The sequence below is a fragment of the Corynebacterium sp. HMSC077D03 genome, from assembly GCF_001808545.1.
Lineage (GTDB): Bacteria > Actinomycetota > Actinomycetes > Mycobacteriales > Mycobacteriaceae > Corynebacterium > Corynebacterium simulans.
In genome coordinates this window covers 2,578-27,799 of the sequence record NZ_KV793680.1, presented here as the reverse complement: position 1 = coordinate 27,799, position 25,222 = coordinate 2,578, and the positions used below count along the sequence as shown (strand labels likewise).

General features: G+C 60.5%; 20 protein-coding genes and 1 pseudogene. 11 read left to right on the top strand and 10 right to left on the bottom strand.

Annotated features, from left to right (window positions below; genetic code table 11):
- Positions 1 to 15: 15 nt before the first annotated feature.
- From trpD to HMPREF2888_RS03750, 3 genes and pseudogenes are all read right to left on the bottom strand, one after another.
- Positions 16 to 876, bottom strand: a pseudogene (gene trpD, locus HMPREF2888_RS03760) (anthranilate phosphoribosyltransferase); the annotation flags it as partial.
- Positions 877 to 1,527 (bottom strand): anthranilate synthase component II, encoded by a 651-nt coding sequence (locus tag HMPREF2888_RS03755; protein ID WP_070518290.1) that lies wholly within the window; start codon positions 1,525 to 1,527, stop codon positions 877 to 879. It lies immediately after the preceding pseudogene.
- A complete protein-coding gene (locus HMPREF2888_RS03750; protein ID WP_070518289.1) occupies positions 1,524 to 3,059 on the bottom strand; it encodes an anthranilate synthase component 1 in 1,536 nt (511 codons plus the stop codon). Before HMPREF2888_RS03750 ends, HMPREF2888_RS03755 begins: the two co-directional genes overlap by 4 nt.
- Positions 3,060 to 3,354: 295 nt before the next feature.
- Between HMPREF2888_RS03750 and HMPREF2888_RS03745 the strand changes: the two genes are divergently transcribed.
- On the top strand, positions 3,355 to 3,996 hold the full coding sequence (locus HMPREF2888_RS03745; RefSeq protein WP_070518287.1) for a hypothetical protein: 642 nt from the start codon (positions 3,355 to 3,357) through the stop codon (positions 3,994 to 3,996).
- A gap of 87 nt (positions 3,997 to 4,083) precedes the next feature.
- Here the strand turns inward: HMPREF2888_RS03745 and HMPREF2888_RS03740 are convergent, their stop codons facing one another.
- Positions 4,084 to 5,934 carry an FAD-dependent monooxygenase gene (locus HMPREF2888_RS03740; RefSeq protein WP_070518286.1) on the bottom strand — a complete coding sequence of 617 codons (1,851 nt, stop codon included), beginning with the start codon at positions 5,932 to 5,934 and terminating at the stop codon, positions 4,084 to 4,086.
- Between the two features lie 156 nt (positions 5,935 to 6,090).
- Entirely contained in the window at positions 6,091 to 7,452 is a 1,362-nt protein-coding gene (locus HMPREF2888_RS03735; RefSeq protein ID WP_070518284.1) for an MFS transporter, read from the bottom strand.
- Between the two features lie 124 nt (positions 7,453 to 7,576).
- Between HMPREF2888_RS03735 and HMPREF2888_RS03730 the strand changes: the two genes are divergently transcribed.
- The 7 genes from HMPREF2888_RS03730 to HMPREF2888_RS03700 all read left to right on the top strand — a co-directional run bounded on the left by HMPREF2888_RS03730 (position 7,577) and on the right by HMPREF2888_RS03700 (position 15,528).
- Positions 7,577 to 9,055 carry a fumarylacetoacetate hydrolase family protein gene (locus HMPREF2888_RS03730; protein WP_070518282.1) on the top strand — a complete coding sequence of 493 codons (1,479 nt, stop codon included), beginning with the start codon at positions 7,577 to 7,579 and terminating at the stop codon, positions 9,053 to 9,055.
- Positions 9,052 to 9,723 carry a GntR family transcriptional regulator gene (locus tag HMPREF2888_RS03725; RefSeq protein WP_062042841.1) on the top strand — a complete coding sequence of 224 codons (672 nt, stop codon included), beginning with the start codon at positions 9,052 to 9,054 and terminating at the stop codon, positions 9,721 to 9,723. Before HMPREF2888_RS03730 ends, HMPREF2888_RS03725 begins: the two co-directional genes overlap by 4 nt.
- Before the next feature lie 31 nt (positions 9,724 to 9,754).
- Positions 9,755 to 11,269, top strand: a complete 1,515-nt coding sequence (hpaE, locus tag HMPREF2888_RS03720) for a 5-carboxymethyl-2-hydroxymuconate semialdehyde dehydrogenase (RefSeq protein ID WP_061925417.1) — start codon at positions 9,755 to 9,757, stop codon at positions 11,267 to 11,269.
- Between the two features lie 41 nt (positions 11,270 to 11,310).
- A complete protein-coding gene (gene hpaD / locus HMPREF2888_RS03715) occupies positions 11,311 to 12,387 on the top strand; it encodes a 3,4-dihydroxyphenylacetate 2,3-dioxygenase (RefSeq protein ID WP_061925414.1) in 1,077 nt (358 codons plus the stop codon).
- Between the two features lie 107 nt (positions 12,388 to 12,494).
- Positions 12,495 to 13,280 carry a 2-oxo-hept-4-ene-1,7-dioate hydratase gene (gene hpaH / locus HMPREF2888_RS03710; protein WP_061925411.1) on the top strand — a complete coding sequence of 262 codons (786 nt, stop codon included), beginning with the start codon at positions 12,495 to 12,497 and terminating at the stop codon, positions 13,278 to 13,280.
- On the top strand, positions 13,265 to 14,044 hold the full coding sequence (locus HMPREF2888_RS03705) for an HpcH/HpaI aldolase family protein (protein WP_070518281.1): 780 nt from the start codon (positions 13,265 to 13,267) through the stop codon (positions 14,042 to 14,044). The genes hpaH and HMPREF2888_RS03705 overlap by 16 nt, the downstream gene beginning before the upstream one ends.
- An 8-nt stretch (positions 14,045 to 14,052) precedes the next feature.
- Positions 14,053 to 15,528 carry an NAD-dependent succinate-semialdehyde dehydrogenase gene (locus HMPREF2888_RS03700; RefSeq protein ID WP_070518279.1) on the top strand — a complete coding sequence of 492 codons (1,476 nt, stop codon included), beginning with the start codon at positions 14,053 to 14,055 and terminating at the stop codon, positions 15,526 to 15,528.
- Positions 15,529 to 15,575: 47 nt separating this feature from the next.
- Here the strand turns inward: HMPREF2888_RS03700 and HMPREF2888_RS03695 are convergent, their stop codons facing one another.
- Together HMPREF2888_RS03695 and HMPREF2888_RS03690 are read right to left on the bottom strand one after the other, a co-directional pair.
- Positions 15,576 to 16,100 (bottom strand): excalibur calcium-binding domain-containing protein, encoded by a 525-nt coding sequence (locus HMPREF2888_RS03695; RefSeq protein WP_061925401.1) that lies wholly within the window; start codon positions 16,098 to 16,100, stop codon positions 15,576 to 15,578.
- 49 nt (positions 16,101 to 16,149) lie between these two features.
- Positions 16,150 to 17,094, bottom strand: coding sequence for an AraC-like ligand-binding domain-containing protein (locus HMPREF2888_RS03690; RefSeq protein ID WP_070518277.1), 945 nt, complete (start codon positions 17,092 to 17,094; stop codon positions 16,150 to 16,152).
- 124 nt (positions 17,095 to 17,218) lie between these two features.
- Here HMPREF2888_RS03690 and HMPREF2888_RS03685 point away from each other — a divergent pair, with 124 nt between their 5' ends.
- Both HMPREF2888_RS03685 and HMPREF2888_RS03680 read left to right on the top strand, forming a co-directional pair.
- Positions 17,219 to 18,628, top strand: coding sequence for an aldehyde dehydrogenase family protein (locus HMPREF2888_RS03685; protein ID WP_070518275.1), 1,410 nt, complete (start codon positions 17,219 to 17,221; stop codon positions 18,626 to 18,628).
- 54 nt (positions 18,629 to 18,682) lie between these two features.
- Complete coding sequence (locus HMPREF2888_RS03680; RefSeq protein WP_246815031.1) at positions 18,683 to 19,543, top strand: shikimate 5-dehydrogenase; 861 nt, start codon at positions 18,683 to 18,685, stop codon at positions 19,541 to 19,543.
- A 223-nt stretch (positions 19,544 to 19,766) separates the two neighbouring features.
- Here HMPREF2888_RS03680 and HMPREF2888_RS03675 read toward each other — a convergent pair whose 3' ends face one another.
- The 3 genes from HMPREF2888_RS03675 to HMPREF2888_RS03665 form a co-directional block, all read right to left on the bottom strand.
- Positions 19,767 to 20,837, bottom strand: a complete 1,071-nt coding sequence (locus HMPREF2888_RS03675) for an asparaginase (RefSeq protein ID WP_070518272.1) — start codon at positions 20,835 to 20,837, stop codon at positions 19,767 to 19,769.
- Positions 20,838 to 21,117: 280 nt separating this feature from the next.
- Positions 21,118 to 21,762, bottom strand: coding sequence for an MOSC domain-containing protein (locus tag HMPREF2888_RS03670; protein WP_070518270.1), 645 nt, complete (start codon positions 21,760 to 21,762; stop codon positions 21,118 to 21,120).
- 11 nt (positions 21,763 to 21,773) lie between these two features.
- Entirely contained in the window at positions 21,774 to 24,284 is a 2,511-nt protein-coding gene (locus HMPREF2888_RS03665; RefSeq protein ID WP_070518269.1) for a hypothetical protein, read from the bottom strand.
- A 220-nt stretch (positions 24,285 to 24,504) separates the two neighbouring features.
- Between HMPREF2888_RS03665 and HMPREF2888_RS03660 the strand changes: the two genes are divergently transcribed.
- Entirely contained in the window at positions 24,505 to 25,179 is a 675-nt protein-coding gene (locus HMPREF2888_RS03660) for a Fic family protein (RefSeq protein WP_246815030.1), read from the top strand.
- Positions 25,180 to 25,222 lie beyond the last annotated feature (43 nt).

The window sequence follows — 25,222 nt, the reverse complement described above, 5'->3', positions numbered from 1 at the left end:
GTTGACAACCTATATAGGAACACCCCCCGCGAAGACGTCGCGAAGCAGCTGCGAATTCTCCGCGCCGTCGCCGCCGACTAGGTCTGCGAGCTCGTGGCGTTCAATGCCGAGGCTTTCTGGCGTGACGTCATATTCGCTGATCTCGCCATCCTTTAGCTCCCACACGTGGGTGGTGCCGTGGACGGCAATCTCATCGGTTCCCGCACCGTGGACCACCAACGCGCGGGTGCGGCCTAGCTCCTTGAAGACTTCCGCGATGAGGCGTCCCTGCGCGGGGTTGGCGATGCCCATGATCTGAAACTCCGGGCGGCCCGGGGAAAGCAGTGGACCGAGGGTGTTGAAGACGGTGGAGATGCCGAGTGCTTTGCGCACCGGCTGCACGTGTGCCACCGCCGGGTTATAGGCCGGGGCGAAGAGTAAGGTGAAGTTGGACTCCTCAAATTGGCGCACGGCGCGCTCTGGATTGAGGTCTAGCGGAATGTTCAGTGCCTCAAGGACGTCGGCCGAGCCCGACTTGGAAGAAACCGAGCGGTTGCCGTGCTTGATCATCTTCACCCCGTCGGAGGCTGCGACTAGCGACGCCGCGGTGGTGATGTTGATGGTATTCGCACCGTCACCACCGGTGCCCGCGGTGTCCATCAGGCCCTCGCCGGTGATCGGGAAAGGGCGGCCGGCCTTCAGGAAGGCATGGGCGGCACCGGCGACGTCGGCAAGCGTCTCGCCCCTGGTGCGGATGTGGGTGAGCAAAGCGGCGATGTGAATGTCGTCGTACTCGCCGACGGTCAGCGAAGTAAAGACCTTCCCGGCCTGTTCGAGGGTGGGTTCGGCGGTGTTCAAGTACTCCTGGAGGAGCTTCAGTGCGTTCTTGTCTTCCATTTAGTTGGCCTTTCCAAATAGGTACTTCGCGGACAAATACTCGATGCAGCTTTCCAGCATGATGGGCCCGGTGGGACTAAGTACGGACTCTGGGTGGAACTGGACCCCGAAGGCCATCTGGTCCTCGGTCTCGGCCGCCATGACGACGTCTCCGATGGCGGTCTCGGTGGTAGCCAGCGCCCGCATTTCTGTAGGGATTTTCTTGCAGCCCAGGGAGTGATAGCGCGCCACTGGGACTTGGGTGCCGACGTAATCCGGATTGTCCGGCTCGGAGTCGACGGCGAGCCCGGTGAAGATGGGATGTTTCGCGCCAGCTTTAGTGAGGGTCATCCGGACCGACTTGCCGTGAACCGGGCCGCAGGGCTCGACGGTGCCGCCGTGGTGATCCAGCAGCGCTTGGAAGCCGAGGCAGATGCCAAACAACGGGATTTTCCCCAGCACCTTATCGATGAGTTCCATCATGCAGCCGGCCTCGCGCGGGTGGCCCGGGCCTGGGGAGAGACAGATGATGTCGGGTTCCGCAGCCAGGATTTCTTCAACCGAGACGGTATTGCGGAAGATGGTCGTGCGGTAGCCGGCGAGTGCGTCGACCAAGTTGTAGACGAAGGAATCGTGGTTATCGATGAGCACCACGTGCGGGGAATGAGTCACCGGACAACCTCCAGTTTTGCGTTATGAGCGAGTGCGATGGCGTGCAGCACGGCATAGGCCTTGTGCAAGGTTTCATCGGCTTCGGCCTGCGGCACGGAATCGCGGACAACGCCGGCGCCAGCCTGAACCACCGCTACCCCGCCTTTCACGTAGGCGGAGCGGATGACGATGCAGTTATCCATGGAGCCATCGCCCTTCAGGTATCCCACTGCCCCGCCGTAGGAACCACGGCGGGTTTTCTCGGTTTCGCGTATGAGCTCCATCGCGCGAAGCTTCGGGGCGCCGGTGAGGGTGCCCATGTTCATGCATGCGCGATAGGCGTCGAGGGCGTCGTAGTCCTCGTGGAGGGTGGCGGTTACACGTGAAACCAAGTGCATCACGCGGGAGTAGCGATCCACCTGGAGGAGCTCGGCGACCTTGCGGGTCTGTGGGACGGCCACGCGCGCGAGGTCATTGCGGGCCAGATCCACGAGCATCGTGTGCTCGGCAACTTCCTTGTTATCCGTGCGAATCTCGAGCTCGTTGCGAATATCGAGCTCATGGTTGAGGCTGCCGTCCTTGTTGAGCCCGCGCGGTCGGGTGCCGGCGATGGGATAAAGCTGAACCTCGCGGCTTGGGGCGTCGAACTTTAGGTTGGATTCTGGTGAGGCGCCTAAGAGCTCATAGTCCGCGCCGCGCAAGTAGAACATATACGGCGAAGGGTTCGTCTCGCGCAGTTGGCGGTAGGCGGCGAAGGCGTCGGGGCAATCGAGGGAAAATGCGCGGGATGGCACCACTTGGTAGATGTCCCCCGCAGTCACGTTATTTTGTAACTGTGACACAATTGCGCGGAACTTGGAGTCGGGCATCGAAGCTTCTGCAACGAGGCGATCTCGGTCCGGCGCGGGTTCTAGAGCTTGCGGCTCGATGGATGCGAGCTCTGCCAAGCTTGCCGACGCCGCGTCCTCACTCAGATCGACCGCATGCAACGCGGCGGTCTCTGCGGCGTGGTCGATGGTGAGGAGAGTCTGTGCGATGACGAACTCATAATCCGGATAATCGTTCGGCCCCTCCCCTACGGCCGGGAGCTTCTCGAAGGTCTCGAGATAGTCATAAGCAAAGCCGCCTCCGACGAATGGAAGGGCGCCGTCCGGCGTGGAGTATCCGGCATCTAATTGAAGGGCACGAAGTACGGCGGCGGTCGAAACGTCGCGGAGGCGCTCGCGCTCGTCGCTCTTCGCGGAAAGGCTAAAGGCGAACGCCTCGCCATCGAAGTACTCGCCAAGCTGATCCTTGAGGCGCTCCATCATTGCCTCGCCCACTTTAGTTAGTGGCGTGGCTGCGACACGCTGTCCCCGGCAGGTAACTTTCAGCGCGGCCTGGAGAACTGCGATGCAGTTAAGGTTCTTCTTCGACTCGATGTCGGCGGCTTCAAGGAGGAGGCTATCCTTCGGCTGCGCGAGCCGTTGGAAAAGCAGGGACGCATCCTGCTCATAAGGTATCGCTCGGGAGGCGGTATGGAAGACCGTTCCGGAGGTAGGGGTTGGTGGCATTCGTGGTGGCCTTTCGCGGCTAAATGTTGTCTGTAGCTTTTAAAGTTTTGAAGCTTTAGATTCGCGCCGCGTGCGCCGTGGTGGTTATAAAACCACGAAAGGCCCGCATAGCGCGAGCCTAAACCTTCTGGGTTCGAGTGAACCGGCCCGCAGTTACGCGAGCCACCACCAGTTCTGGGATTTATTGGTCAGAAGTTGCATGAGACACACCTTAGCATGAGTGTGTGCTACGTGTGTGGTTTCGAGCACATTTTATGCACAGACAGAATGAATGGTCCGATGTACGGTTGCGACCATGGGCACACTTGAATCCAAACTCGCACCACTTCAGGAACAGTACTCGGAACAACTAGCCAAGCGCCGTGAGGAAGCGGCCGAGACCTTCAAGCGTTTCATGGAAGTTCACGGCGACGATGAGAAGCTGCAGAAGCACAAGACATGGCAAGCGCCATATGTCGACGCCTTCGCCCGTGAGGTCGCTCCGAATCTCAGTGTCGATGAGGTTGAGCTCGTGCTCGGCCAATCGCTGGTGGAATACCACGGCAGCGATTGGCTCGTGGTTGGCGAGAACGATGGCGAGCCAGTCCTCGGCATCTTCGATCCGGGCCGCCGTAGCGCTGCCCTTCCCCGCAACTACGCCCGCGAAATCGTGGAAGGAAATTGTCCCAAGTTCTTCGGCCTCGACTGGGTCCAGGTCTGGGACTTTGAGCCGGATGCTCCGGAATATGCTCCGGGCAAGCCGATAGCGGTGATGGAACAAATCGTATTGAGTGCCGCTTTCTATCGCGCGTTGAATCACCCAGAAGAATCTTCTAACGAGGTCTTGGATAAGGTCCTTCCAGAATTTGAAGCTGCCGATCTCCGCGAGAAGGGAGCGGAGCTGAACCGCCAGCCGCTCGCGGAGCGTCTGGAAGCGCTTCTGGCTCAGCACTCCTAGGCGCTGCTAACGCTAAACGCCCCGCGTAGTGTTTCACGTGAAACACTACGCGGGGCGTTGTTTGTGGCTGCTATTTAGAGCTGTTGCTTACTTGGTTGGCAACAGCGCCTTGTCGAAGTAGGCCTCGACCGCCGCGGCGTCGTCAAGCGGCAGGACCGCGCCGACGTATTGGTCTGGGCGGACGATGATAACGGCGCCGTCGCGGGAGATTCCACGGGCCTCGAAGATGTCGCGCTCTTCGGGCAGGGCGTTGAATACGTTCTCCCAATTGGGGATATGGAACTTGCCGTTGAGGGGGCGGAAGAGACGCGGGGCGTCCAAGATCTCGTAGTCGTGGTGGTTGGTCTGCTGGTAGATGGCCTTGACATCGAAGTAGGTGTTCTCGTCGGCATCAGCGGGAGTGAACTTAGCCAGAACCTCCTTCATCCGCTCGGCCCAGGCGCTGAGCTTGGATTCCTCGCCGGCTTTCGGGGCGTCGGCAAAAGCGTAGATGCGGTAGCGGCCGTCTGCGAAGTGCTGGTGGCCCAGGTGCTGCGGAACTGCGTCGCAGCGGCGGAGAACCTCAAAGGACTTAAAACGCTTGCCCACCGGGAAGCCGGTGGCGAGATCTTGATGCTGGGTGTCACCGACGATGATGTTCTCCTCGTACTGGGTCATCATGCCGGCGGCGAATTCCTCGGCGTCGACGTAGTACTTCTCCACCGCGCATGGATCCTCGAGCTCCTCCGGCGGGGTGGCCATGAGGGTGGACCATTCCTTATCGAAGTTGATGAGGTTCTGTGCGGCTGGCTGGCGCTCGCCATGGTAGGTGCTCAGCAGCTCCTCCGGCGCGCGGCCATCCAAGACGTGGCCAAGCTTCCAGCCAATGTTGAAACCATCCTGCATGGAAACGTTCATACCCTGGCCCGCCTTCGCGGAGTGGGTATGGCAAGCATCGCCGGTCAGGAAGACGCGCGGGGAATCGTTGTTGTCATCAAAGGCATCGACTAGGCGGTGGCCTACCTCGTAGACGGAGTGCCAAGCCACCATCTTCACATCGATGAAATAAGGAGAGTAGATCTCGTTGGCCTTCTCAATGATCTTCTCGATTGGCGTCTCGCGGATCTTGCCGTTGTCACCTTCTGGGACGACGCCCAAGTCGACGTAGATGCGGCAGAGGTAGCCGCCCTCGCGCGGGATGTGGAGGATCGAGCCAGCCTTGGAGTGGATGGCACACTTGGTGCGCCAATCTGGGAAGTCGGTATCGACCACGACGTCCATGACACCCCACGCGTGGTTGGCCTGATCGCCGTTTAAGCAACGGCCAATAGACTTGCGCACGCGGGACTTGGCGCCGTCCGAGCCAACGACGTACTTGGCGTGGACCGTGCGGGGATTGCCGTTCTCATCTTCGAGCTTGACGGCAACGGGGTATTCGCCCTCCCCTACCTCGAGCTCGATGAACTTCCAGCCATAGTCCGGTTCGATGCGGCCCGGGGCGCGGTGGGCAAAGCGGGCGAAGTAATCCAGAACGCGGGCCTGGTTGACGATGAGGTGTGGGAACTCGGAGATGCCACCCTCGTCATCGACGGGGCGGGCGCCGCGGATAATGTGCTCGCGGTTTTCTGGATCCGGGTTCCAGAAGGACATCTCGGTGATCTCGTAGGCTTCTTCGGTGATTTCCTTGGCAAAGCCGAAAGCCTGGAAAGTCTCCACGGAACGGGACTGGATGCCGTCTGCCTGGCCCAGGATGAGGCGGTGCGGGCGGCGCTCGATGATGCGAGTGTTGACGCTCGGGAACATTGCCAGCTGTGCAGCCGTGATCATGCCCGCCGGCCCGGAGCCTACGATGAGGACGTCCATGGTGTCTGGCAGTTCGCTGGCGCGGTCGACGCCGTAACCTGCGGGCTCGAGGACGCGGGGGTCTTGGGAAACATAACCATTGTGGTGGAACTGCACTGTGATCTCCTTGTTGGCCAAGATGAAGTGGATGGGATGCGGGTGACTTAACTCAATGCATTTAGGGAGTGTGATCTAAGTCCTATGTGCGGAATCATATATGATGCCGCAGTTTTCTACAATGAGCATTCAGATTTGCGTGGAAACGCTGGGGATTTACTTGCTGAAGATGAAGTGCCCGCGCGCTTGCGCGGCTTCGTGCTCTGGGCCAAGAGGGATTCCCTTGCGCTCACGGAGGATGAAGGTGCACACGAGGCCAACCAGCGAAGCCGTGACTAGATAGCCGGATACCGCGAAGGTGGTGCCCGTTGCTTCGACCAGGGAAGCCGCAATCATCGGGGCGAAAGCTCCGCCTAGGACCGAGCCGAGGGCGTAGGTGATGGAAACGCCCGTGGCGCGGATGGATGCCGGGAAAAGCTCGGCATACATGGCGGACTGGGCGCCGTAGGTCAGGCCCAGGCCAAAGGTTAGCGAGGTCAGTGCCAGATAGAGCAGCTTGAGATCGCCAGTGTTAACCAGAGGGAAAAGCGCTGCGGCGCCGAGCGCCTGAGCGATAAAGCCGATGAGATAAGTCGCGCGGCGACCAATTCGATCGGAGATGGCACCGGCAAACAACGTAAAAAGTGCCCAGGTAAACGCGGAAAGCGTGACGGCATTCAGGACGTCGCCGCGCGCGAGCGCAACCGGACCGTCCGGGTCGGTCGCATACTTCTGGATGTAGCCGCCCGTGGTCATGTAGCCCACGGTGCCATTGCCTGCGAAAACCAGTGCTGCGGTGAAGACTAGCGGGAAAAACTTCTTGAACAGAACGGCGAAAGGATGTGGCGTTTCTTCCTCTTGGCGCTCGGCGATTTCCTCGAAGACTGGGGATTCGTCAACGCCCATGCGGATTAGATAACCCACCAAAACCAGCACGAAGGAAAGCAGGAACGGTACACGCCAACCCCAGGCCATGAAGGCGTCGCCAGGCGCGATGGTGTTCATGATTGAAAGAACTCCGGAAGAAAGCAGCAGGCCAGCCGGCACGCCCACCTGGGGTCCGGCGCCATAGAGCCCGCGCTTATCGACGGGCGCGTGCTCCACCGCCATCAGCACCGCACTGCCCCACTCGCCGCCTGCGGAAATTCCTTGGATGATGCGCAGGGCAATGAGGAGGATCGGCGCCCAAACGCCAGCGCTATCGAAGGTGGGCAGGATGCCGATTAGCGTGGTGGCGCCGCCCATGGCGAAGAGGGTGACCATGAGAACCACGCGACGACCAAGGCGGTCGGCGAAGTGGCCGGCGAGGAAAGCGCCGATTGGGCGGAAGAGGAAGGAAAGGCCAACCGTAAGAAAGGAGATGATGGTGGCCAGGCCGCCTTCCAGCGGGCCGAACATGAGCTTGTTGAATACGAGGCCGGCTACCGCGGCGTAGAGGAAGTAGTCGTACCACTCGATGGCGGTACCGATGGTGGTCGCGGCGACAACACGGCGGCGTTCGGCCGTCGTGATTGTCGGGGCGGCAGTTGCTTGCGACATGTTTTCCCTTTCTAGTTGTGGCTTGTCGTATACTTAACCACTTATTGTGAGTTGAACCACTTGCGACGTTGGTAGGGATAATATACGATTTGGGCAAACATTTGAGAGAAAAGAAGGATTTTTCATGGCTGTACCCCAATTTCTGCCTGAGAAACCGGGCAAGATTATTGCCGTGCACGTGGCTTTTGAGTCCCGTGCCGCTCAACGTGGTCGCTGGCCCAAGACCCCGAGTTACTTCCTGAAGGCGACCAGTACCCTGGCGGAATCCGGCGGCGTCGTCGAGCGTCCGGCGGGCACTGAGCTGTTGGCATTTGAAGGCGAGATTGCGCTCATCATTGGCAAGCCGGCTCGCAATGTCACCTTGGATGAGGCTTGGGGTCATGTCGCCTATGTAACTGCTTCCAATGACCTGGGTCTTTATGATTATCGCGCGCAGGATAAGGGATCTAATACCCGTTCCAAGTCCCGCGATGGTTATACGCCGATTGGGCCCATGCTTATCGACGCTCAGACGACCGACCCCGCCTCGTTGCGCCTGCGCACCTGGGTTAATGGCGAGCTGGCGCAGGAAGGTACCTCGTCTGAGAAGGACTTGATCTTCCCTCTCGCGCAATTTGTTGCGGACCTCTCCCAGCACATGACTCTGGAGACTGGCGATATCATCCTGACGGGCACCCCGGCGGGTTCCACCGTGATCAAGCCCGGCGATGTCGTCGAGGTCGAGGTTGACGTACCGGGTGGCGAGACCTCCGGACGTCTTAAGACGGCAGTCGTAGAAATCCCGGCTTCCTTCGATTCGGCTCTGGGTAATCTGCCGAATGTCGATGACAAGCAGCGCGAGGATGCTTACGGCGACCGTGAGTCCGCTGGGCTTCCGCCGCTTCCCTCTTCCTCCTCTTCCGAACTTTCCGCGGAATTGAAGCGGAAATTGGAGGAGGCGCCCACCGCCGGACTTTCGGCACAGTTACGAAATCGCGGCATCAACCAATCCGTCATCGAAGGTGTCTATCCACAGACTCCGGGCACCAAAATGGTGGGCGTCGCCCGCACCCTGCGCTTCGTTGCCGGGCGCGAAGATCTCTTCAAGAGCCACGGCGGCGGCTTCAACGAGCAGAAGAAAGTCTTCGACACCGTGAAGGAAGGCGAAGTAATCGTCATCGAGGCTCGCCAAGAGCCGGGGTCTGGCACCCTGGGCGACATTCTTGCACTGCGCGCGAAGACCCGCGGCGCGGCCGGTGTTGTCACCGATGGCGGTGTGCGCGACTACGAGGCGGTCCGTGAGATCGGCCTGCCCGTCTTCACCCAAGGCGCACACCCATGCGTGCTCGGCCGCAAGCACGTTCCGTGGGATAGCGACATTGCTGTTTCCTGTGGCAACGCCACCGTTATCCCGGGAGACATCATCGTCGGCGATGACGACGGCGTCATCGTCATCCCGCGCGAGTTGGCTGAGGAGGTAGCAGACGCTGCGCTTGCCAAGGAGCACGAGGATGAGTGGGTGGCCGAGCAGGTCAAGGCCGGCGCAAGCCTCGACGGGATGTTCCCGCCAAAGGGCGCCAACAAGGAGGCCTACCTCGCCTTCAAGAATGGGGGTGGTCAATGAGCCTCGCGGAGAGCAAATCCCAACAGGCATATAACTGGATAAGCCAGCAGATCCGCACCCGCGGATACGAGCCAGGCCACCGCTTGGTTCTTACAACAATTGCGGAAGAACTCGATGTCAGCGTCGTGCCGGTGCGCGAGGCCATCAGGCAGCTCGAGGCCGAAGGGCTGGTTACCTACGAACGCAATGTGGGCGCGCGAGTAACCACCCACAACCGCGAGGCCTACTACGAATCCATGGAGATCGTGGCCACACTCGAGGCCCGGGCAACCGCCCAGTCCGCTCCCTTCCTCGAAGCCGCGGACGTCGCCAAGGCGCGGGAGCTTAATCAGCAGATGCGCGAGCTTGATGTCACCCACGACCCAGACGAGTTCACCAAGCTCAACAAAGAATTTCATAGCGTGCTCTTTGCCAAGTGTCCCAACGAAAGGCTTGTAAAGCTGGTTTACGAGCAATGGGACCAACTGGAATATCACCGCGTTTCGACCTTCCGCTACATCCCGGAGCGGGCGTTGGACTCGGTGGAAGAACACGAAAAGCTAATCACCCTCATCGAGATCGGCGCCGAGGAAGCATACGTGGAAAAGGTTGCACGGGAACACCGCTTGCAAACCTCTCGGAGCTATCGGGCAAAAAACGCCGAAACAGACACTGCAAACGCAACCTAGATACCCAGACTTAAAGGAGAACCCTAAAGCCATGAGCATCAACAACGACGCCGCGAAGCCAAACGACCTGCCAGAGAAGATCCTCCACTACATCGATGGTGAGTTCGTTTCCTCCATCGACGGCGATGAATTCGACGTACTGGATCCGGTAACCAACCAGAACTACATCAAGGCCGCCTCCGGCAAGCCGGCCGACATCGACAAGGCCGTTGCTGCCGCCAAGGCTGCCTTTGAGCGCGGCGAGTGGTCCAAGGCTCTCCCCCGCGAGCGCGCTCGCGTCCTCAACAAAATCGCAGACATCGTCGAGACCCGCGCAGACAAGCTGGCTGCTTGGGAGTCCTTCGACTCCGGCCTGCCCATCACCCAGGCCAATGGCCAGGCCAAGCGCGCGGCGGAGAACTTCCGCTTCTTCGCTGACCTCATCGTTGCGCAGGCCGACGACGCCTACAAGGTTCCGGGCCGCCAGATTAACTACGTCAACCGCAAGCCAATCGGCGTCGCAGGTCTTATCACCCCGTGGAATACTCCGTTCATGCTGGAGTCCTGGAAGCTCGCTCCTGCTATCGCCACCGGTAACTCCGTTGTCCTGAAGCCTGCCGAGTTCACCCCGCTTTCTGCACAGCTGTGGGCAGGCATCTTTGAGGAGGCTGGCCTCCCGAAGGGCGTCTTCAACCTAGTCAACGGCTTCGGCGAGGAAGGCTACGCGGGCGACCCACTGGTCAAGCACCCAGACGTCCCGCTGATCTCCTTTACCGGCGAGTCCCGCACCGGCCAGATCATCTTCGGGAACGCGGCACCGCACCTGAAGGGTCTGTCGATGGAGCTGGGCGGCAAGTCCCCTGCCATCGTCTTCTCCGACGCGGACCTCGACACCGCAATCGACGCCTGCATCTTCGGCGTGTTCTCCCTGAACGGCGAGCGCTGCACCGCCGGCTCCCGCATCCTCGTCCAGCGCGACATTTACGATGAGTTCGTTGAGCGCTACACCGCCGTCGCCAAGCGCGTAAAGGTGGGCCTGCCTTCTGACCCGAAGACCGAGGTTGGCGCCCTGGTTCACCCAGAGCACTACGAGAAGGTCACCTCGTACATTGAGATTGGCAAGCAGGAAGCCAAGCTGGCCGCCGGCGGCGAGCGCCCAGAGGGCTTCGAAGAGGGCAACTTTGTGCAGCCGACCGTCTTCGTTGACGTCGACCCATCCGCCCGCATCTTCCAGGAAGAAATCTTCGGTCCGGTCGTTGCGATCACCCCGTTCGACACCGACGAGGAAGCGCTCGAGCTGGCCAACAACACCAAGTACGGTCTGGCCGCATATGTCTGGACCTCCGACCTCAAGCGTGCGCACAACTTCGCGCAGAACGTGGAGGCCGGCATGGTCTGGCTCAACTCGAATAACGTCCGCGACCTGCGTACCCCATTCGGCGGCGTGAAGGCTTCCGGCTTGGGCCATGAGGGTGGCTACCGTTCCATCGATTTCTACACCGACCAGCAGGCAGTCCACATCAACCTCGACAAGGTTCACAATCCGGTCTTCGGCAAGCAGGACTAAATCTCTTTTCTCTCACCTACTTTTCACCCAAGGAGCACATCATGACCAACGTTCAAGCACCGGATATCCTGCGTTGCGCCTACATGGAGATCGTTGTTACCGATCTTGAGGCTTCCCGTAAGTTCTACGTGGATACCTTAGGCCTCGTCGTGACCGAGGAAGATGACAACGCAATCTACCTGCGCACCTACGAGGAGTTCATCCACCACAACCTGGTGCTGCGCAAGGGCCCTGTTCCGGCAGTGGCGGCCTTCTCCTACCGCGTGCGTAGCCCCGAAGATCTGGACCGCGCTGAGGAGTTTTACAAGGCCCGCGGCTGCGAGGTTCGTCGCAACAAGGACGGCTTTGTCAAGGGTGTCGGCGACTCTGTGCGTGTGCAGGATCCGTTGGGCTTCCCATACGAGTTCTTCTACGAGGTAGAGCACCGCGAGCGTCTGGCGTGGAGCTATGACGCCCATATCCCGGGCGCGTTGGTTCGCTTGGATCACTTCAATCAGATCACCCCGGATGTTCCGAAGGCCGTGGATTACATGGAGGATCTTGGCTTCCGCATCACTGAGGATATCCGCGATGAGCAGGGCACCGTCTATGCCGCATGGATGCGCCGTAAGCCGACCGTCCACGACACCGCAATGACCGGTGGTGACGGCCCGCGCATGCACCACATCGCGTTCGCGACCCATGAAAAGCACAACATCATCGCCATCTGCGACAAGCTTGGCGCTCTCCGCGAGTCTGACGCTATCGAGCGCGGCCCAGGCCGTCATGGCGTTTCCAATGCCTACTACCTCTACTTGCGTGACCCGGATGGTCACCGCGTGGAGATTTACACCCAGGATTACTACACCGGCGACCCAGACAACCCGGTTGTCACCTGGGACGTCCACGACAATCAGCGTCGCGACTGGTGGGGTACCCCGGTTGTTCCTTCTTGGTACCGCGACGGCTCCACCGTCCTCGACCTCGATGGCAATCCGGTTCCGCTGGTCGAGCGCACTGATGAGTCCGAGATGGCGCAGACCATCGGAGCGGATGGCTTCTCCTACACCCGCAAGGAAGATTCCGAGGAGATGCCGGAGTGGAAGCAGGGCGAGTTCAAGCTCGGCAACCAGCTCTAAAGCTCTCATGGATGCTGGACTGTGATTTCAAGGTTGATTAAAACCCAGAAATGCGGTCCAGCTTTTCTGCATGTTTCACGTGAAACAACGAACTAAGGAATGCGACAATGTTAGATAGCAAGCAACATATAGCCATCGCGGATGAGCTGGCGCAGGCCGAGCGCGACCGCACGATGATTCCTCTGCTGAGCACTCGTTTCCCGGACATGGGTGTGGAGGATTCTTATGCCATCCAGGGTGAATGGGTAAAGCGCGGCATCGCCGGTGGGCGACGCCTCGTTGGCCGCAAGATTGGCTTGACCTCCAAGGTAATGCAGGAGGCAACCGGCATTACCGAACCGGATTACGGTGCCATCTTTGCGGACCAGGTTTATGAGAACGGTTCCATTATCGAGCACGCGCAGTTCTCGAATGTGCGCATCGAAGTGGAGCTTGCCTTCGTTCTCAAGGAGGACCTGGCGGGGCCTAACTGCAGCATCTTTGACGTGCTCCGCGCGACCGATTACGTGGTGCCAGCCTTGGAGATCCTCTCCTCCCGTATTGAGATGAAGGGCCGCACCATCGTGGACACCATCTCTGATAACGCGGCGCTCGGTGCGATGGTTTATGGCGGCAACCCAGTCCGTCCCGAAGACGTTGACCTCCGTTGGGTCTCCGCCCTCCTCTATCGCAATGAATCCATCGAAGACACCGGCGTCGCCGCGGCGGTGCTCAATCATCCGGCGATGGGCGTCGCCTGGCTGGCGAACAAGCTGCATGCACATGGCGACACTTTGAAGAAGGGCGACATCATCCTCGCCGGCTCCTTCACCAAGCCGATGTGGGTGGAGCCGGGCGATACCGTCCACGCCGATTATGGAAAGTTGGGAGCAATCACATGCCGATTCCAGTAGAACTTCCGCCAACCTTCACACGCGCGCTTGACGACGCCCCCTTGATCGGCGCCTGGATCTGCTCCGGCTCCCAGGTGGCGGCGGAGATTGTTGCTTCCGCCGGTTTCGATTGGCTGCTCATTGATGGCGAGCACTCCCCTTATAGCTTGGAGACCATCGCAGAATTGCTTCGGGCCACGGATGCGTATGGGCCAACCCGTATGGTGCGTGTTCCGGTTAATGACACCGCACTTATCAAGCAATACCTAGATGTTGGTGCCCAGAACCTGATGGTGCCGATGGTCGATACTGCAGCCGAGGCCGAGAAGGCTGTAGCGGCAATGTATTACCCACCGCGCGGTGTGCGCGGCGTCGGCAGTGCGTTGGCTCGTTCTTCCCGCTGGAATGGTGTGGAGGGGTATTTGCAGAAGGCCGCTGAGACCGTCAGCCTGACCGTGCAGATTGAGTCCTTCACCGCTGTGGAGAACGCGGCGGAGATCGCGGCCATCGATGGTGTTGACCAAGTATTTGTCGGCCCATCGGATCTGGCGGCCTCAATGGGGCTACTGGGCCAGCAGACTCACCCGGACGTGTTGGACGCAGTGCAGCGTACTTTCGATGCGGTCCGTGCCGCGGACAAGCCGGTGGGCGTCAACGCTTTCAATCTGGAGCAGGCGCAGCGTTATCTCGACGCAGGTGCGTCGTTTGCGCTGGTAGGAGCTGATGTCCAGCTGCTGTCCGGTGCGGCGCGTACGCTGGCGGACAAATTCTCGAAGAAAGGTTAGCAACTTTTATGACCATCAATGTTGAGCAACTGTTGGCCAAGGTTCCGACCGGCCTGCTGATTAACGGGCAGTGGCGCGATGCTGCGTCAGGTGAGACCTTCGACGTGGAGAATCCCGCCACCGGCGAGGTACTAGCCACATTGGCTTCGGGTAACTCGGAGGACGCCGTGGCCGCGCTGGATGCCGCCTGTGCCGTCCAGGACGAGTGGGCGCGCACAATCCCGCGCGAGCGTTCTAACATTCTGCGTCGCGCCTTCGAGCTTGTTACCGAGCGCAAGGATGAATTCGCTGCGTTGATGACCTTGGAAATGGGCAAGCCTCTGGCTGAGGCCTACGGTGAGGTCACTTACGGCGCGGAGTACCTGCGTTGGTTCTCTGAGGAAGCCGTGCGTGACTATGGCCGCAGCTTGCCCGCACCGGAGGGCACCCTTCAGATGGTGACCCGCCGTAAGCCGGTGGGCCCGTGCCTGCTTATCACCCCGTGGAATTTCCCACTCGCCATGGCTACCCGCAAGGTTGCGCCGGCGGTTGCTGCGGGCTGCACCATGGTGCTCAAGCCAGCGAAGCTGACTCCGCTGACCGCTCAGTACTTCGCCCAGACCATGATTGACGCAGGTCTTCCGGAGGGCGTTCTGAACGTCGTGGCGGGTAAGTCCGCTTCCGCCATTTCTGAGCCGGTCATGGCTGACTCGCGCCTCCGCAAGGTGTCTTTCACTGGCTCTACTCCGGTGGGTAAGACCTTGTTGAAGGCTGCTGCGGACAACGTTCTGCGCACCTCCATGGAGCTCGGTGGCAACGCGCCGTTCATCGTCTTCGAGGACGCAGACTTGGATCAAGCTGTAGCGGGTGCGATGGGCGCGAAGATGCGCAACATTGGTGAGGCCTGCACCGCAGCTAATCGGTTTATCGTGCACGAGTCCGTGGCTGAAGAGTTCGCACAGAAGTTTGCAGCCAAGATCTCTGAGCTCAAGGTGGGCAACGGCATGGATGAGGGCGTTACCTGTGGGCCGCTCATTGAGAAAAAGGCTCAGGACAACGTCGCCGCGCTCGTCGAAGACGCCGTCGCCAAGGGTGCCAAAGTCCTCGTCGGCGGCAGCCGTGGTGAGGGTGCTGGCTACTTCTACGAGCCCACCGTCCTGACTAATGTTTCACGTGAATCACGCGTGGCGCAGGAGGAGATCTTCGGACCGGTTGCGCCGATCCTCACCTTCAGCGATGAAGCCGAGGCCATCGAGCTGGCCAACGACACCGAGTATGGCCTGGCCTCCTATGTGTTCACGGAAGACTCCGACCGTATGTGGCGCCTGGGCGATGGCCTAGAGTTCGGCCTCATGGGCTTTAACGCCGGCGTCATCTCTAACGCCGCTGCCCCATTCGGTGGCGTCAAGCAGTCCGGCATGGGCCGGGAGGGCGGCGCTGAGGGCATCGAGGAGTACACCTCGCTGCAGTACATCGGTGTGCGTAACCCATACGCCAACCGATAAGGAATATAAGAAAAGCAGCCACTCCGATGGGGTGGCTGCTTTAGGTCTTAACGAGGGTCGCGCTCGCAACCAACGCCATCGCCATCACGATCAAACTTCGACATGAAGCCAGGATCGCCAGAGCGGATTGGGCGGCCAATGGAGTTCCACACGGCAGTGCAGTTTGCATAGCTGGCGGTGACGCGAGCAGGGGCGGGTGCCATCACGCGAGGTGGGGCTGGAGCTGGCCTAGGGGCGGGAGCGGGAGCTGGTGCCGGTGCTGGCGCAGGGGCGGGAGCCGGTGCTGGAGGATTCGGAATAATTCCAGGCAGCGGATTGGGGATCATGCGCTGTTGAACAGCCCAATAGACTCCGCCCGCGATGAGGCCGGCCAATGCGAGAGCGCCAACGACAGAGCCAACAATTACCCCGGTATCAGGTTCAGAGGACTGGGAGTTGGTGGCGGTATCTTGTTCGGCTGTAACGCCCGTTTCGGAGGCAACCGGAGCGTTAACTTCTTGTGCTTGCGCTGGAGAGATAGCGCCAAATGAGAGGGCCGCTGCAAGCAGTAGGCCAAGAGATTTCTTCTTCACAAATTTATTATGCGACTACGCAGAGCCGTATAGAGGCTAAATGGGAGATTTACCCCCATCTAGAACTCTTAAAGGGATGGAGTGCGAAACGGGCGCGATAAGCGCTGGGAGAAAGCCCGAACTCAGTCTTGAAGATGCACGAGAAATGCGAAGGATCGTGCAGGCCGTAGCGCGCGGCGATGGTGCCAATGGATTCCTTGGCATTTAAGGGGTTTGTTAGCTCCTCCCGTACTTTCTCTAGTCGGCGGCTGCGGATGTAGGAACCTACTGAAAGGCCTTGTGCGGCGAAGCGGGAATGGAGATGGCGCACGGATACGAAAAGCGCCGTGGCGATGGTGCTTGGGGAAAGATCTGCATCAGCCAAATGCTGCTCGATATATGAGGTGGCCTGGTTGAATAACAAATTCTTCGAGTCAGAAGCGGTGTCGAGCTCAGAAGAGAACACTGTGACCAACATGTTCAAGGCGGAGTGAACAAGGGCCGGGGCGTGCGGGCCTTCGAGCACGTCGAGGTTATTGGCCAGCTGCTCGAAAAGCGGCACTGCCACCTTGCCCAAGCCATGATCACGTGAAACTGGGCTCGCAGTTAGCTGCTGAATCTGCGCCGGTGTGAGGCTAAGTAGGCTCTCTGGAAAGTGAACGATAAGAGTGTGCTGCTCGACGGGATATTCAAGAACATAAGGCCGTTGAGTGACATACAGTGCTAAGTCACCAGGATGAAGCTCGCAGGTTCGGCCATCTTGCGCCATGGTGGAGCGGCCGGAAAGCTGGAGGCTGAGTTTGCAAAAGGGGGCGTCGGCAAGCGCTGCGTTTTCCCTTTTTACCGAATGGGGCGCGGTGTGCATGTCAAAGAGGGAGACCTCCCCCACCCTGGTGCTGGTGAGCTGGGCCCAAAAGGTGCTCGCCTCGGGTGCGTGAACCTCCAGCTTGCCGAAGGTCTCCGAAGACGCCGCGCGCCAGGCCGCGAGGTCATAGTGCGAGGAAGAGTTGGGCATATAAGTACTATACAGTGACCTCAAGCACATTTTTGAACAAGTTTTGTGCGCTTAAAGTCAAGCGGCAATATGTGTTGTGGGTAACAATAGTCAAAACTTTGCACACCTCGACTAAGGAGAATAAATGTCGCAGTTCGCCACGTATGAAGATCTTCTCGCAGCTGTTAGCGCTGAGGATGGCGTAGAAATCATCAACCCAGCCACCGAAGAGGTTGTGGGCGTCGCACCTGAAGGCAGTGTTGAGGAGCTCAATGCGGCGGTTGAGCGTGCGGTTCACGCGCAGAAGTCCTTTGCAAAGCTCAGCGACTCTGAGCGCTGTGACCTCTTGCTGAAGGCTGCGGACGCCATTGAGGCTTCCGCGGAGCCGCTGGTGGAGCTGCTCTCCCGCGAGCAGGGCAAGCCGCTGAACGGACCGAATGCTCGCTTCGAGGTTGGTGCGTGCTCCGCGTGGCTGCGCGCGACGGCGTCCTTCGAGTCCCCTGATTACACCGCTGTCGATGATGACATTACCGCGACCGTGCACTACCGTCCGCTCGGCGTCGTCGGTGCGATTGGCCCGTGGAACTGGCCGATGATGATCACCATTTGGCAGATTGCCCCGGCCCTACGCATGGGTAATGCCGTGGTGGTTAAGCCTTCCGAGTACACCCCGCTGTCCGTCCTGGCGCTCATCAAGGTCTTCAATTCCGTGCTTCCGGAAGGCGTCCTGCAGGTTGTCACCGGCGACGGCGCGGTAGGCGCAGCGCTGACCACTCACGCCGACATCGACAAGATCATGTTCACCGGCTCCACTGCGACCGGCAAGAAGATCGTCGAGTCCTCTGCGGCGAACCTGCAGCGCCTCACCCTCGAGCTCGGCGGTAACGATGCGGGCATCGTGCTTGACGACGCCGACCCAGCCGCCATCGCCGGCGACCTTTTCTGGGGCGCGTTCATCAACACTGGACAAACCTGCGCGGCAATGAAGCGCCTGTACGTGCCGGAATCGCTTTACGACGCCGTCTGCGAAGCCCTCGTCGAGGTAGCCAAGGCCTCGCCGATGGGTGTGGGCTTGGAAGAAGAAAACGTGCTCGGCCCGCTGCAGAACAAGCAGCAGTTCGACATCGTGGACAAGCTGGTAAAGGCAGCGAAGGAGTCCGGTGCACGCGTGCTGTTGGGCGGCGAGCCTGACTATGACGCGCCGGGCCACTTCTACCCCACCACCCTGGTGGCAGATATCGACCCGGATAACCCGCTCGTCGTCGAGGAGCAGTTTGGCCCTGCTCTGCCGATCATCAAGTACACCGACCTGGACTGGGCAATCGAGCAGGCCAACAAGCTCGATGTCGGCCTTGGTTCCTCGGTGTGGTCCGCCGATCGCGAGCGTGCGCGTGAGGTCGCGGCGCGCCTCGAGGCTGGTACCACCTGGATTAACGGTCACGGCGGCGTCGACCCGCGCGTGCCATTCGGCGGCATCAAGTCTTCGGGCTACGGCGTGGAGTTCGGTACCGAAGGCCTCAAGGGTTTGGCTTACCCGCAGATCATCAACGGCTAATCCCGAATTTTCCTAACTATTTGGGTGGGCTATTGGTGGATCTAGACTGCAACTATGACTAAACAAGTGCCTCGCTCGATGGTCCAAGGTTCACCTCGCTTAGTTGCAGGTGGCCTCAACAAAGACACCCAGCTGTGCCTGTCCCTGTCCGGGCGCCCGGGTAACACGGGCACGCGCTTTCATAACTATCTCTATGACGCGCTAGAGCTGAACTACGTGTACAAGTCGTTTACCACCGATGACATCACGCAGGCCATCGCTGGCGTGCGCGGCCTGCAGGTGCGCGGCGCGGCGATTTCGATGCCGTGGAAAGAAGACGTCATCGCGTTGGTCGATGAAATGGACCCATCGGCGCAGGTCATCGAGTCTGTTAACACCATCGTGAACACCGACGGCCACCTCAAGGCCTACAACACCGATTACCTCGCGATTGTCAGCCTCCTGAAGTCCTACGAGGTGCCTACTGACCTGCCCACGGTCGTGCTGGGATCGGGCGGCATGGCCAAGGCTACGGTTGCAGCGCTGCGCGATAGCGGCTTCGAGCATGTCACGGTTGTCGCTCGCAACGAGCAGACCGGCCCGGCGCTGGCCGGCAAGTACGGCTACGAGTGGCGCGCTACCTTGGACTCCTTCCCGGGCATGGTCATCAATTGCACCCCAATCGGTATGGAGGGACCTGAAGAAGACGACATGCCGGTTAGCGACGCCGTGGTTCAGCACGCCCAAGTCATCTTCGACGTTGTTCCGCGCCCGACGTGGACCGTGTTGCTGCAGCGCGCTCGCGAACTGGGCAAGGTCTGCATGACCGGCGCTGAGGTGATGAGCATCCAGGCCCTCGAGCAGTTCGTGTTGTACACCGGCGTGCGCCCGGACGATGAGCTGGTGGCAGAGGCCACCGCGTTTAGCCGCCAGTAGTTCCCCGCCACTCGCCCACCACTACTCGCCCGCCGGCAAATACCCAGGGCTGGGCACCCAGAGTTCCTGTTCGCGCTTCCTAGCAGTCGCAGGCTTGCCGACGCCCACCTCGAGGTCTGGGTAGGCAGCCCTGGGTATTTGCCGGACGAGACCGGACGGGGCGGGAAACGGCGGGAAACGACGGGAAGCGTGGGGCGGCCGGACGGGCGGTTAGCGCGCGGGACTATGGGGCGTCGAAAAGCGCCTTTGCTTCAGTGCCCGTGGCCACGGCTGCTGCGACCAAGATGCGGGACTGGCCTGCGCGTAGCGTTCCAGAGCTGATGATGCCCTTCTCCCCTAGCGTCGCACCGCCGCCGGCGCCGCCGTAGACACCTGAGACTGGCCCGGCGTCTACGCGCGTGCTCAGCACGACGGGGATGGTGGCGGCGGCCTTGATGGCGGCGTCGGCAAGCGAGCTGCCAATGTTGCCCGCTCCCATCCCTTCGATGACCAGCCCCTGTGCTCCGGTCTTTACGCTGGCCTCAATCAAATCCCCAGGCGCGCCGGGGTACGCGGCGATGATGTCGACGCGAACATCCTTCATGGGCTTGAAGTCCAGGCCCTTAGGGCGCTCGCCGCCGTTGGTGGAAAAGCCATCGGCGTGCTCGGTGTGGGACTTATACGCGCCTCGGGCGGGCAGCACTGTGCCGCCGAACGCGATGAAAGCGCCCTTGTTTTGCGGGTTTGTGACCGTCTCGACCGCGAGGGCGAGGTTCGCGGGGCCGTCAGGGGCAGGGTCGTCGAAGGGGCGCATAGCGCCGGTAAGCACGACGGGCTTCTCGCCATCGATGAACGTGTCGACGGCGATGGCGGATTCCTCCATCGAGTCAGTGCCGTGAGTGACGATGACGCCGTCGACGTCCTCGCGTGTTAGCGCCTCGCGGACATGACGCACGATGTTGTCGGTGTCTTCCAAGGTCATCGCGGAGGAGTCTAGCTGCGCGATTTCTTTGACCTCCATGGTGAGCTTGTTCTTGTCGAAGCTGTCATACAACGGCTCCACCAGGTCGGGACCCGATACTGTCGGCACCAGTGCGCCTGAGGCGTCGGCGGTGCTGGCGATGGTGCCACCGGTTGAAAGCACGACGATATGGCCGCTGACTTTGCTGTGGTCTACCTTGTCGCCGGCGTCTTGGGTGACGCTGCCTTCGGTGCCCTTACTGTCCTTGGCTGAGGCGCAGGAGCTGACAACGCTCGCGCCGGCGGTGAGTGCTGCGACGCTTAAGAATCCGCGTCGGCTGATGGAAAAAGCCATGTTATGCCTTTCTCTCGTGGCTTCGGCCTGTGCAGAAGCCTTTAAATTTATCCAACGCGAGAAGGCGGCGTTAAAGGCGTGAGTATCTGCTACTTAACACCTGTATGGGGTCATCCGCGGCGGGCTTTATGGCAAATACCCAGGGCTGGGCACCCAGAGTTCCTGTTCGCGCTTCCTAGCAGTCGCACGCTTGCCGACGCCCACCTCGAGATCTGGGTAGGCACCCCTGGGTATTTGCCGGAGGGGGTGGGAAGCGCGGGACGGCGAGAAGGGGCCAGCGTTAGCGGGAGAGCTTGGCCACCAGCTGCTCGTGGTGCACCGCGGACAAGCAGCCCACCTCCACGACGTGGCGGGCCAAAGCCTTATCTCCCATCTTGGCGCGGAAAGCCATCCCCATCGTGACGTCGTGAGGCGGGGTGCCGATAAGCTCCAGTGCATCGCCGGAGTGAATCGTGCCGGGTTCGATGATGCGCAGGTAGGCACCGCAATCGCCGTGCTGAGTAAAAGAGCGCAGCCAGCCGCGTGTGTTCATCCAGCCCGCGAAAGTGGCGCAGGGTTGGCGCGGGATGGAGACCTCCAACAGTGCGCCGCCTACGCGAATACGCTGGTTGATAAGCGTTTGCTCCCAATCGATACCGAGTGTGGTGAGGTTTTCACCGAAGCTGCCACTAGGCAAATTTGCCGATAGTTGGTCTTGCCAATAATCCAGTTCTTCACGCGCGAAGGCGTACACGGCCTTCTCGGCGCCGCCGTGATGCTCGTGGTCACCGATGGAATCACCAACCACGCCCGAGCCATCGCCATAATTGGGTCCCGGGACGGCCAGCTCGATGTGCGGACGCGGCTTTTTATCGATGCCCGTGTAGGCATGCCGGTTGCTTGGATCGTCGCGGCGTACTGCCACGTTTGTCGAGAGAACCTTCATGCCTACAAAGACTAGCGCTGCTGGAACAGCGCCTCAGCGGTAACGAGGTCGTAGAAGAACAGGCGCGGGGCGAGCGGCATGACGTCGGCAAGCATAGGCATGTCCTCCTTCAGCAGGGCGTTTTCCGGGATGGCGCCGTGCGCCACCGCGCGGGAAGCCAGCGCGAAGGCGTAGGAGATATACGGCATCCACGCGGCAGCGTTGAGCTCGTCTGCGGTGTTGCCGCTGCCAAAGGCGCTCAGCGCGATGAGCGTGTGGCTCACGGACATGTCCACGCCGGCTTCCTGAACAATCGAGGTCAGGGCCGTTGCATCCTTGCGCAGCTTCTCCACGGTGCCCAGGGCATCGAGCGGGCCGTTGTTGGCAAAGCATTCGCGCAGCGCGACGATGCGGGCGGCCTCGCTGGTGAGGTCATCTACCTCAGGCGAGGGGCTCGGTGTGGTGGCGGCCGCGAGCAGCATCGGGCGCGTCAGGCTGTCGACGCCCGAGGTGCGCGCTGTGGCGAGCTTTTCCGGCAGTGCGGCATCGGACGCGACGGCGCCCAAAAGGCCCGGGTAGTTATCCGTTGCTGGGTTATCGCTGGCGACGTCCATGTGGAACAAACGGGTGCGCACCAGGGAGCGAGCCTGCTGGTTAACGCTCACACCAGATTGGCCCAGTGCCTGCACGGCTGCGGCTGGGTCGAGGCGCAGATTGTCGATGATGCTGTCGAACATCGCCTGCAGGCGCGGGTTCGGGCTGCGCTGCGAGAGCACGTGCAGGGAACGGAAAGCGTCCCAAAGCTCGAGCGGGGTCCACTCCTTCGAGGCCAAGGCCGGCTCGGCGGCGTCGGTGCCCACGACGAGTGAGGCGCTCGACGGGCGCGCCGGGGCGGCGAGGTTGGAGGAAGCCTGTAGCTCGCGGACGTCGACAAGCAAAGTGCCCTCGAGCTCAGGAGCTTCGAAACCGGCCTCGTTTGGCTCAAGGCGGGTTGGGGCAACGGTTGGGTTAGCCAAAGGCCACGCCCATCCCACGAGGTCAACGGGTTCTTCGAGGTTCTGCTCGATCTCGATGCCCTCCCCAATCAGGCCGCGGCTGGCCAATGGGGACTTGCGGACGGTAGCCAGCGCAGCATAGATGAGGCTCGAGGAAGCCGATGCCTCGTACTCCAGCACACGGCGCTCCATGCTGCGGCTCAGGTGCGCGGCGCGCTCCTTCTCAGGCAGCTCGGCGAGGTAATCCTCGTAGGACAGCGTGGACCACATGAGGAACAGCTCGCAGGAAGCCTGCTTGCGCACGGCGCTGACCAAAGCGCCATTCGGCACGGACAGGTTGCGCACCGGCTGAGTGGTGCGGGAGGTACGCGCGAGCTCCTTGATCTTTTGGCGGGAGTCGATGGTGACGAACTTCGCCAGCGGTAGCGGGCGCGGGGAATGGACGCTGAACTGGGCGTCCTGGTCCAGTTGACCTGCCAGGATGACCGGCTTTTCGTAGTGGATGGTCGGCTCCAAGCCGATGCGCTTGACGCGGGTGAAAAGAGCCTCTGGGATGACGTCGAATTCCAGCTCGTAGCCGGCCTCGCTGGCTACTACCTCGCGGCGGGAGACCTCCGTCTCCTGGAAAGTTCGTGCCTTCTTATCCAGTACGATTGGCTTCTTCGGCGGCGAGGCGAGCAGGTAACCAAACGCGGAGTGCTTGCCTAAGGCATCGATGAAGCGGAAGTCGGTACCGCGCGGGCCCTCGTTCTTTGCGCGCATGTGCAGGCCCTCGGCCATGGAGATAAAGCGGACGTCGACAAGCGTGTCCTCGTGGTACAGCGAGACCTCGTAACGGCCGACCCACGGATCCTCGTAGAGATCGGAGGGGAACGCCTCTGCTATGCCGGTGCCGAGGGATTGCTCGGAAATCTCTTCCTGCTCGCCGTCGACAGGCGCATAGACCAAATCGAGGCGCCACTCCCCTTCTTTGTACAGCGTTACCTTCGGCGACTGCGTATAAATCGGCTCGCCGTCCAGGCCCTGCGCATTGGGCAAGGTCTGGACGGAAAAGTCCCACTCAAAGAACACTTGCTTGTCGATGTCCACCGGCTCGCGTTGTGGCACCTCTACGCGCTGTGGCAGTGGACCAAACTCCCAGCCCGCCCAGATAGCTAGCGGCGTGGCATCCTCCAGGGTGCCCTGTGGGGCGAGCAGCGTGGTCTGATCGTGGATGATAAACGGTGCATCGCTGCTGATGCCGGTGAAGTGGAACTCCGGCGCGAGTGGTTCATCGCCGTCCATGAGGGTTACCTGGATGGACTTGAAGGGGCCGGGAATGCCCACGCGCAGACGCTCGCCGGCTTCGAAGACGCGGACGGAGTGTGGGCGATCGATGAAGTGGGATTCGACGCGCCACTGCGGTTGCTCCAGTTCGTGCTCCATGAGGTCTGGCAGTGCGATATCCAGGATGCGAGTCTTTGGGTCAAGGCTTAGGCGAGGAGCCTGTTCGAGATAAGAGGACTGTTCAATTGCCGTGGTTTCCAAGCACAGAGTCTCCGCATTCATTTGCCCCATAATAGGACAAATCGCAGCGTGTTGGTAGTGCGCTGGTAGCGGGCTGTGGCGGCTTGCGTGAGGGCTGTTTGCGGTGGTGAGGATGCTCGGTGTCCTAGGTTTAGGACGGATGTCCAACTGTTAGGACAATCCCACGACGATGCGCAAGGCCATGACGATGTTGGGCTATGAACTGCACAGTGAGCGCGCCGCCTGGGCTTCGAATCCGTGATTGGGTACTGAGCGTGCGCTTTATCGTTTCACGCGGCAACTGCCGGACCTCGTCTGGAATACAACCGCGCTGGAGGGAAATACCTTTACGTTGCCGGAGGAGCGCACGCTTCTCGATGGCGTAACTGTCGGCGGAAAGGACCTGGCTGAGCAGCAACAGATTTTGGATTTGTCGGCTGCTTTCAACACGGTCTATGAGTTGGTAGAAGCCGAGGACTTTGACGTTAGTGCTGACACTAGTAACCGCGTTCATGCGGTGGTCGCGTGGCACGAAGCGCTTGATGTCCGGCTGTTTCGTGGTGATGGTTCAGTAACTAGTGACGGTGGTGGGGTGCACCTCATGAACGGTAGATTTGTTGAGTTTGATCCAGCTACGGAGCTGCATGCTGCACACGCTGAGTTGCTCGACTCCCTGGCGTTGCTTGATGCCCCAATTGAACGTGGACTGGCCTACTTCTGCTTTGCCACACATAGCCAATTCTACTTCGACGGCAGTAAGCGAACAGCCCGGCTTATGGATTCTGGGATGCTCATGTTCGCGGGATACAGCGCATTGAACATCCCAAACGCCCGTCACCTCGAATTCAACATTTTGCTTGATGAGCTATTTAGTACTGACGACGCCACCGCGCTGATGGACTTCCCCTATGACTGCCTGGAGGAGTCTTCGGGGTAAATACCGTTGTTGGTAAGGAAATACCTCCGCGTGCGCGGAGAAG

Excerpts from the sequence above, each read along its gene's own strand:
- HMPREF2888_RS03735 (WP_070518284.1), bottom strand. The coding sequence starts at position 7,452 with ATGTCGCAAGCAACTGCCGCCCCGACAATCACGACGGCCGAACGCCGC.
- HMPREF2888_RS03730 (WP_070518282.1), top strand. The coding sequence starts at position 7,577 with ATGGCTGTACCCCAATTTCTGCCTGAGAAACCGGGCAAGATTATTGCC.
- HMPREF2888_RS03750 (WP_070518289.1), bottom strand. The coding sequence starts at position 3,059 with ATGCCACCAACCCCTACCTCCGGAACGGTCTTCCATACCGCCTCCCGA.
- HMPREF2888_RS03705 (WP_070518281.1), top strand. The coding sequence starts at position 13,265 with ATGCCGATTCCAGTAGAACTTCCGCCAACCTTCACACGCGCGCTTGAC.
- HMPREF2888_RS03675 (WP_070518272.1), bottom strand. The coding sequence starts at position 20,837 with ATGGCTTTTTCCATCAGCCGACGCGGATTCTTAAGCGTCGCAGCACTC.
- HMPREF2888_RS03690 (WP_070518277.1), bottom strand. The coding sequence starts at position 17,094 with ATGCCCAACTCTTCCTCGCACTATGACCTCGCGGCCTGGCGCGCGGCG.
- hpaD (WP_061925414.1), top strand. The coding sequence starts at position 11,311 with ATGACCAACGTTCAAGCACCGGATATCCTGCGTTGCGCCTACATGGAG.
- HMPREF2888_RS03665 (WP_070518269.1), bottom strand. The coding sequence starts at position 24,284 with ATGAATGCGGAGACTCTGTGCTTGGAAACCACGGCAATTGAACAGTCC.
- HMPREF2888_RS03745 (WP_070518287.1), top strand. The coding sequence starts at position 3,355 with ATGGGCACACTTGAATCCAAACTCGCACCACTTCAGGAACAGTACTCG.
- HMPREF2888_RS03700 (WP_070518279.1), top strand. The coding sequence starts at position 14,053 with ATGACCATCAATGTTGAGCAACTGTTGGCCAAGGTTCCGACCGGCCTG.
- HMPREF2888_RS03725 (WP_062042841.1), top strand. The coding sequence starts at position 9,052 with ATGAGCCTCGCGGAGAGCAAATCCCAACAGGCATATAACTGGATAAGC.
- HMPREF2888_RS03685 (WP_070518275.1), top strand. The coding sequence starts at position 17,219 with ATGTCGCAGTTCGCCACGTATGAAGATCTTCTCGCAGCTGTTAGCGCT.
- HMPREF2888_RS03680 (WP_246815031.1), top strand. The coding sequence starts at position 18,683 with ATGACTAAACAAGTGCCTCGCTCGATGGTCCAAGGTTCACCTCGCTTA.
- HMPREF2888_RS03670 (WP_070518270.1), bottom strand. The coding sequence starts at position 21,762 with ATGAAGGTTCTCTCGACAAACGTGGCAGTACGCCGCGACGATCCAAGC.
- hpaH (WP_061925411.1), top strand. The coding sequence starts at position 12,495 with ATGTTAGATAGCAAGCAACATATAGCCATCGCGGATGAGCTGGCGCAG.
- hpaE (WP_061925417.1), top strand. The coding sequence starts at position 9,755 with ATGAGCATCAACAACGACGCCGCGAAGCCAAACGACCTGCCAGAGAAG.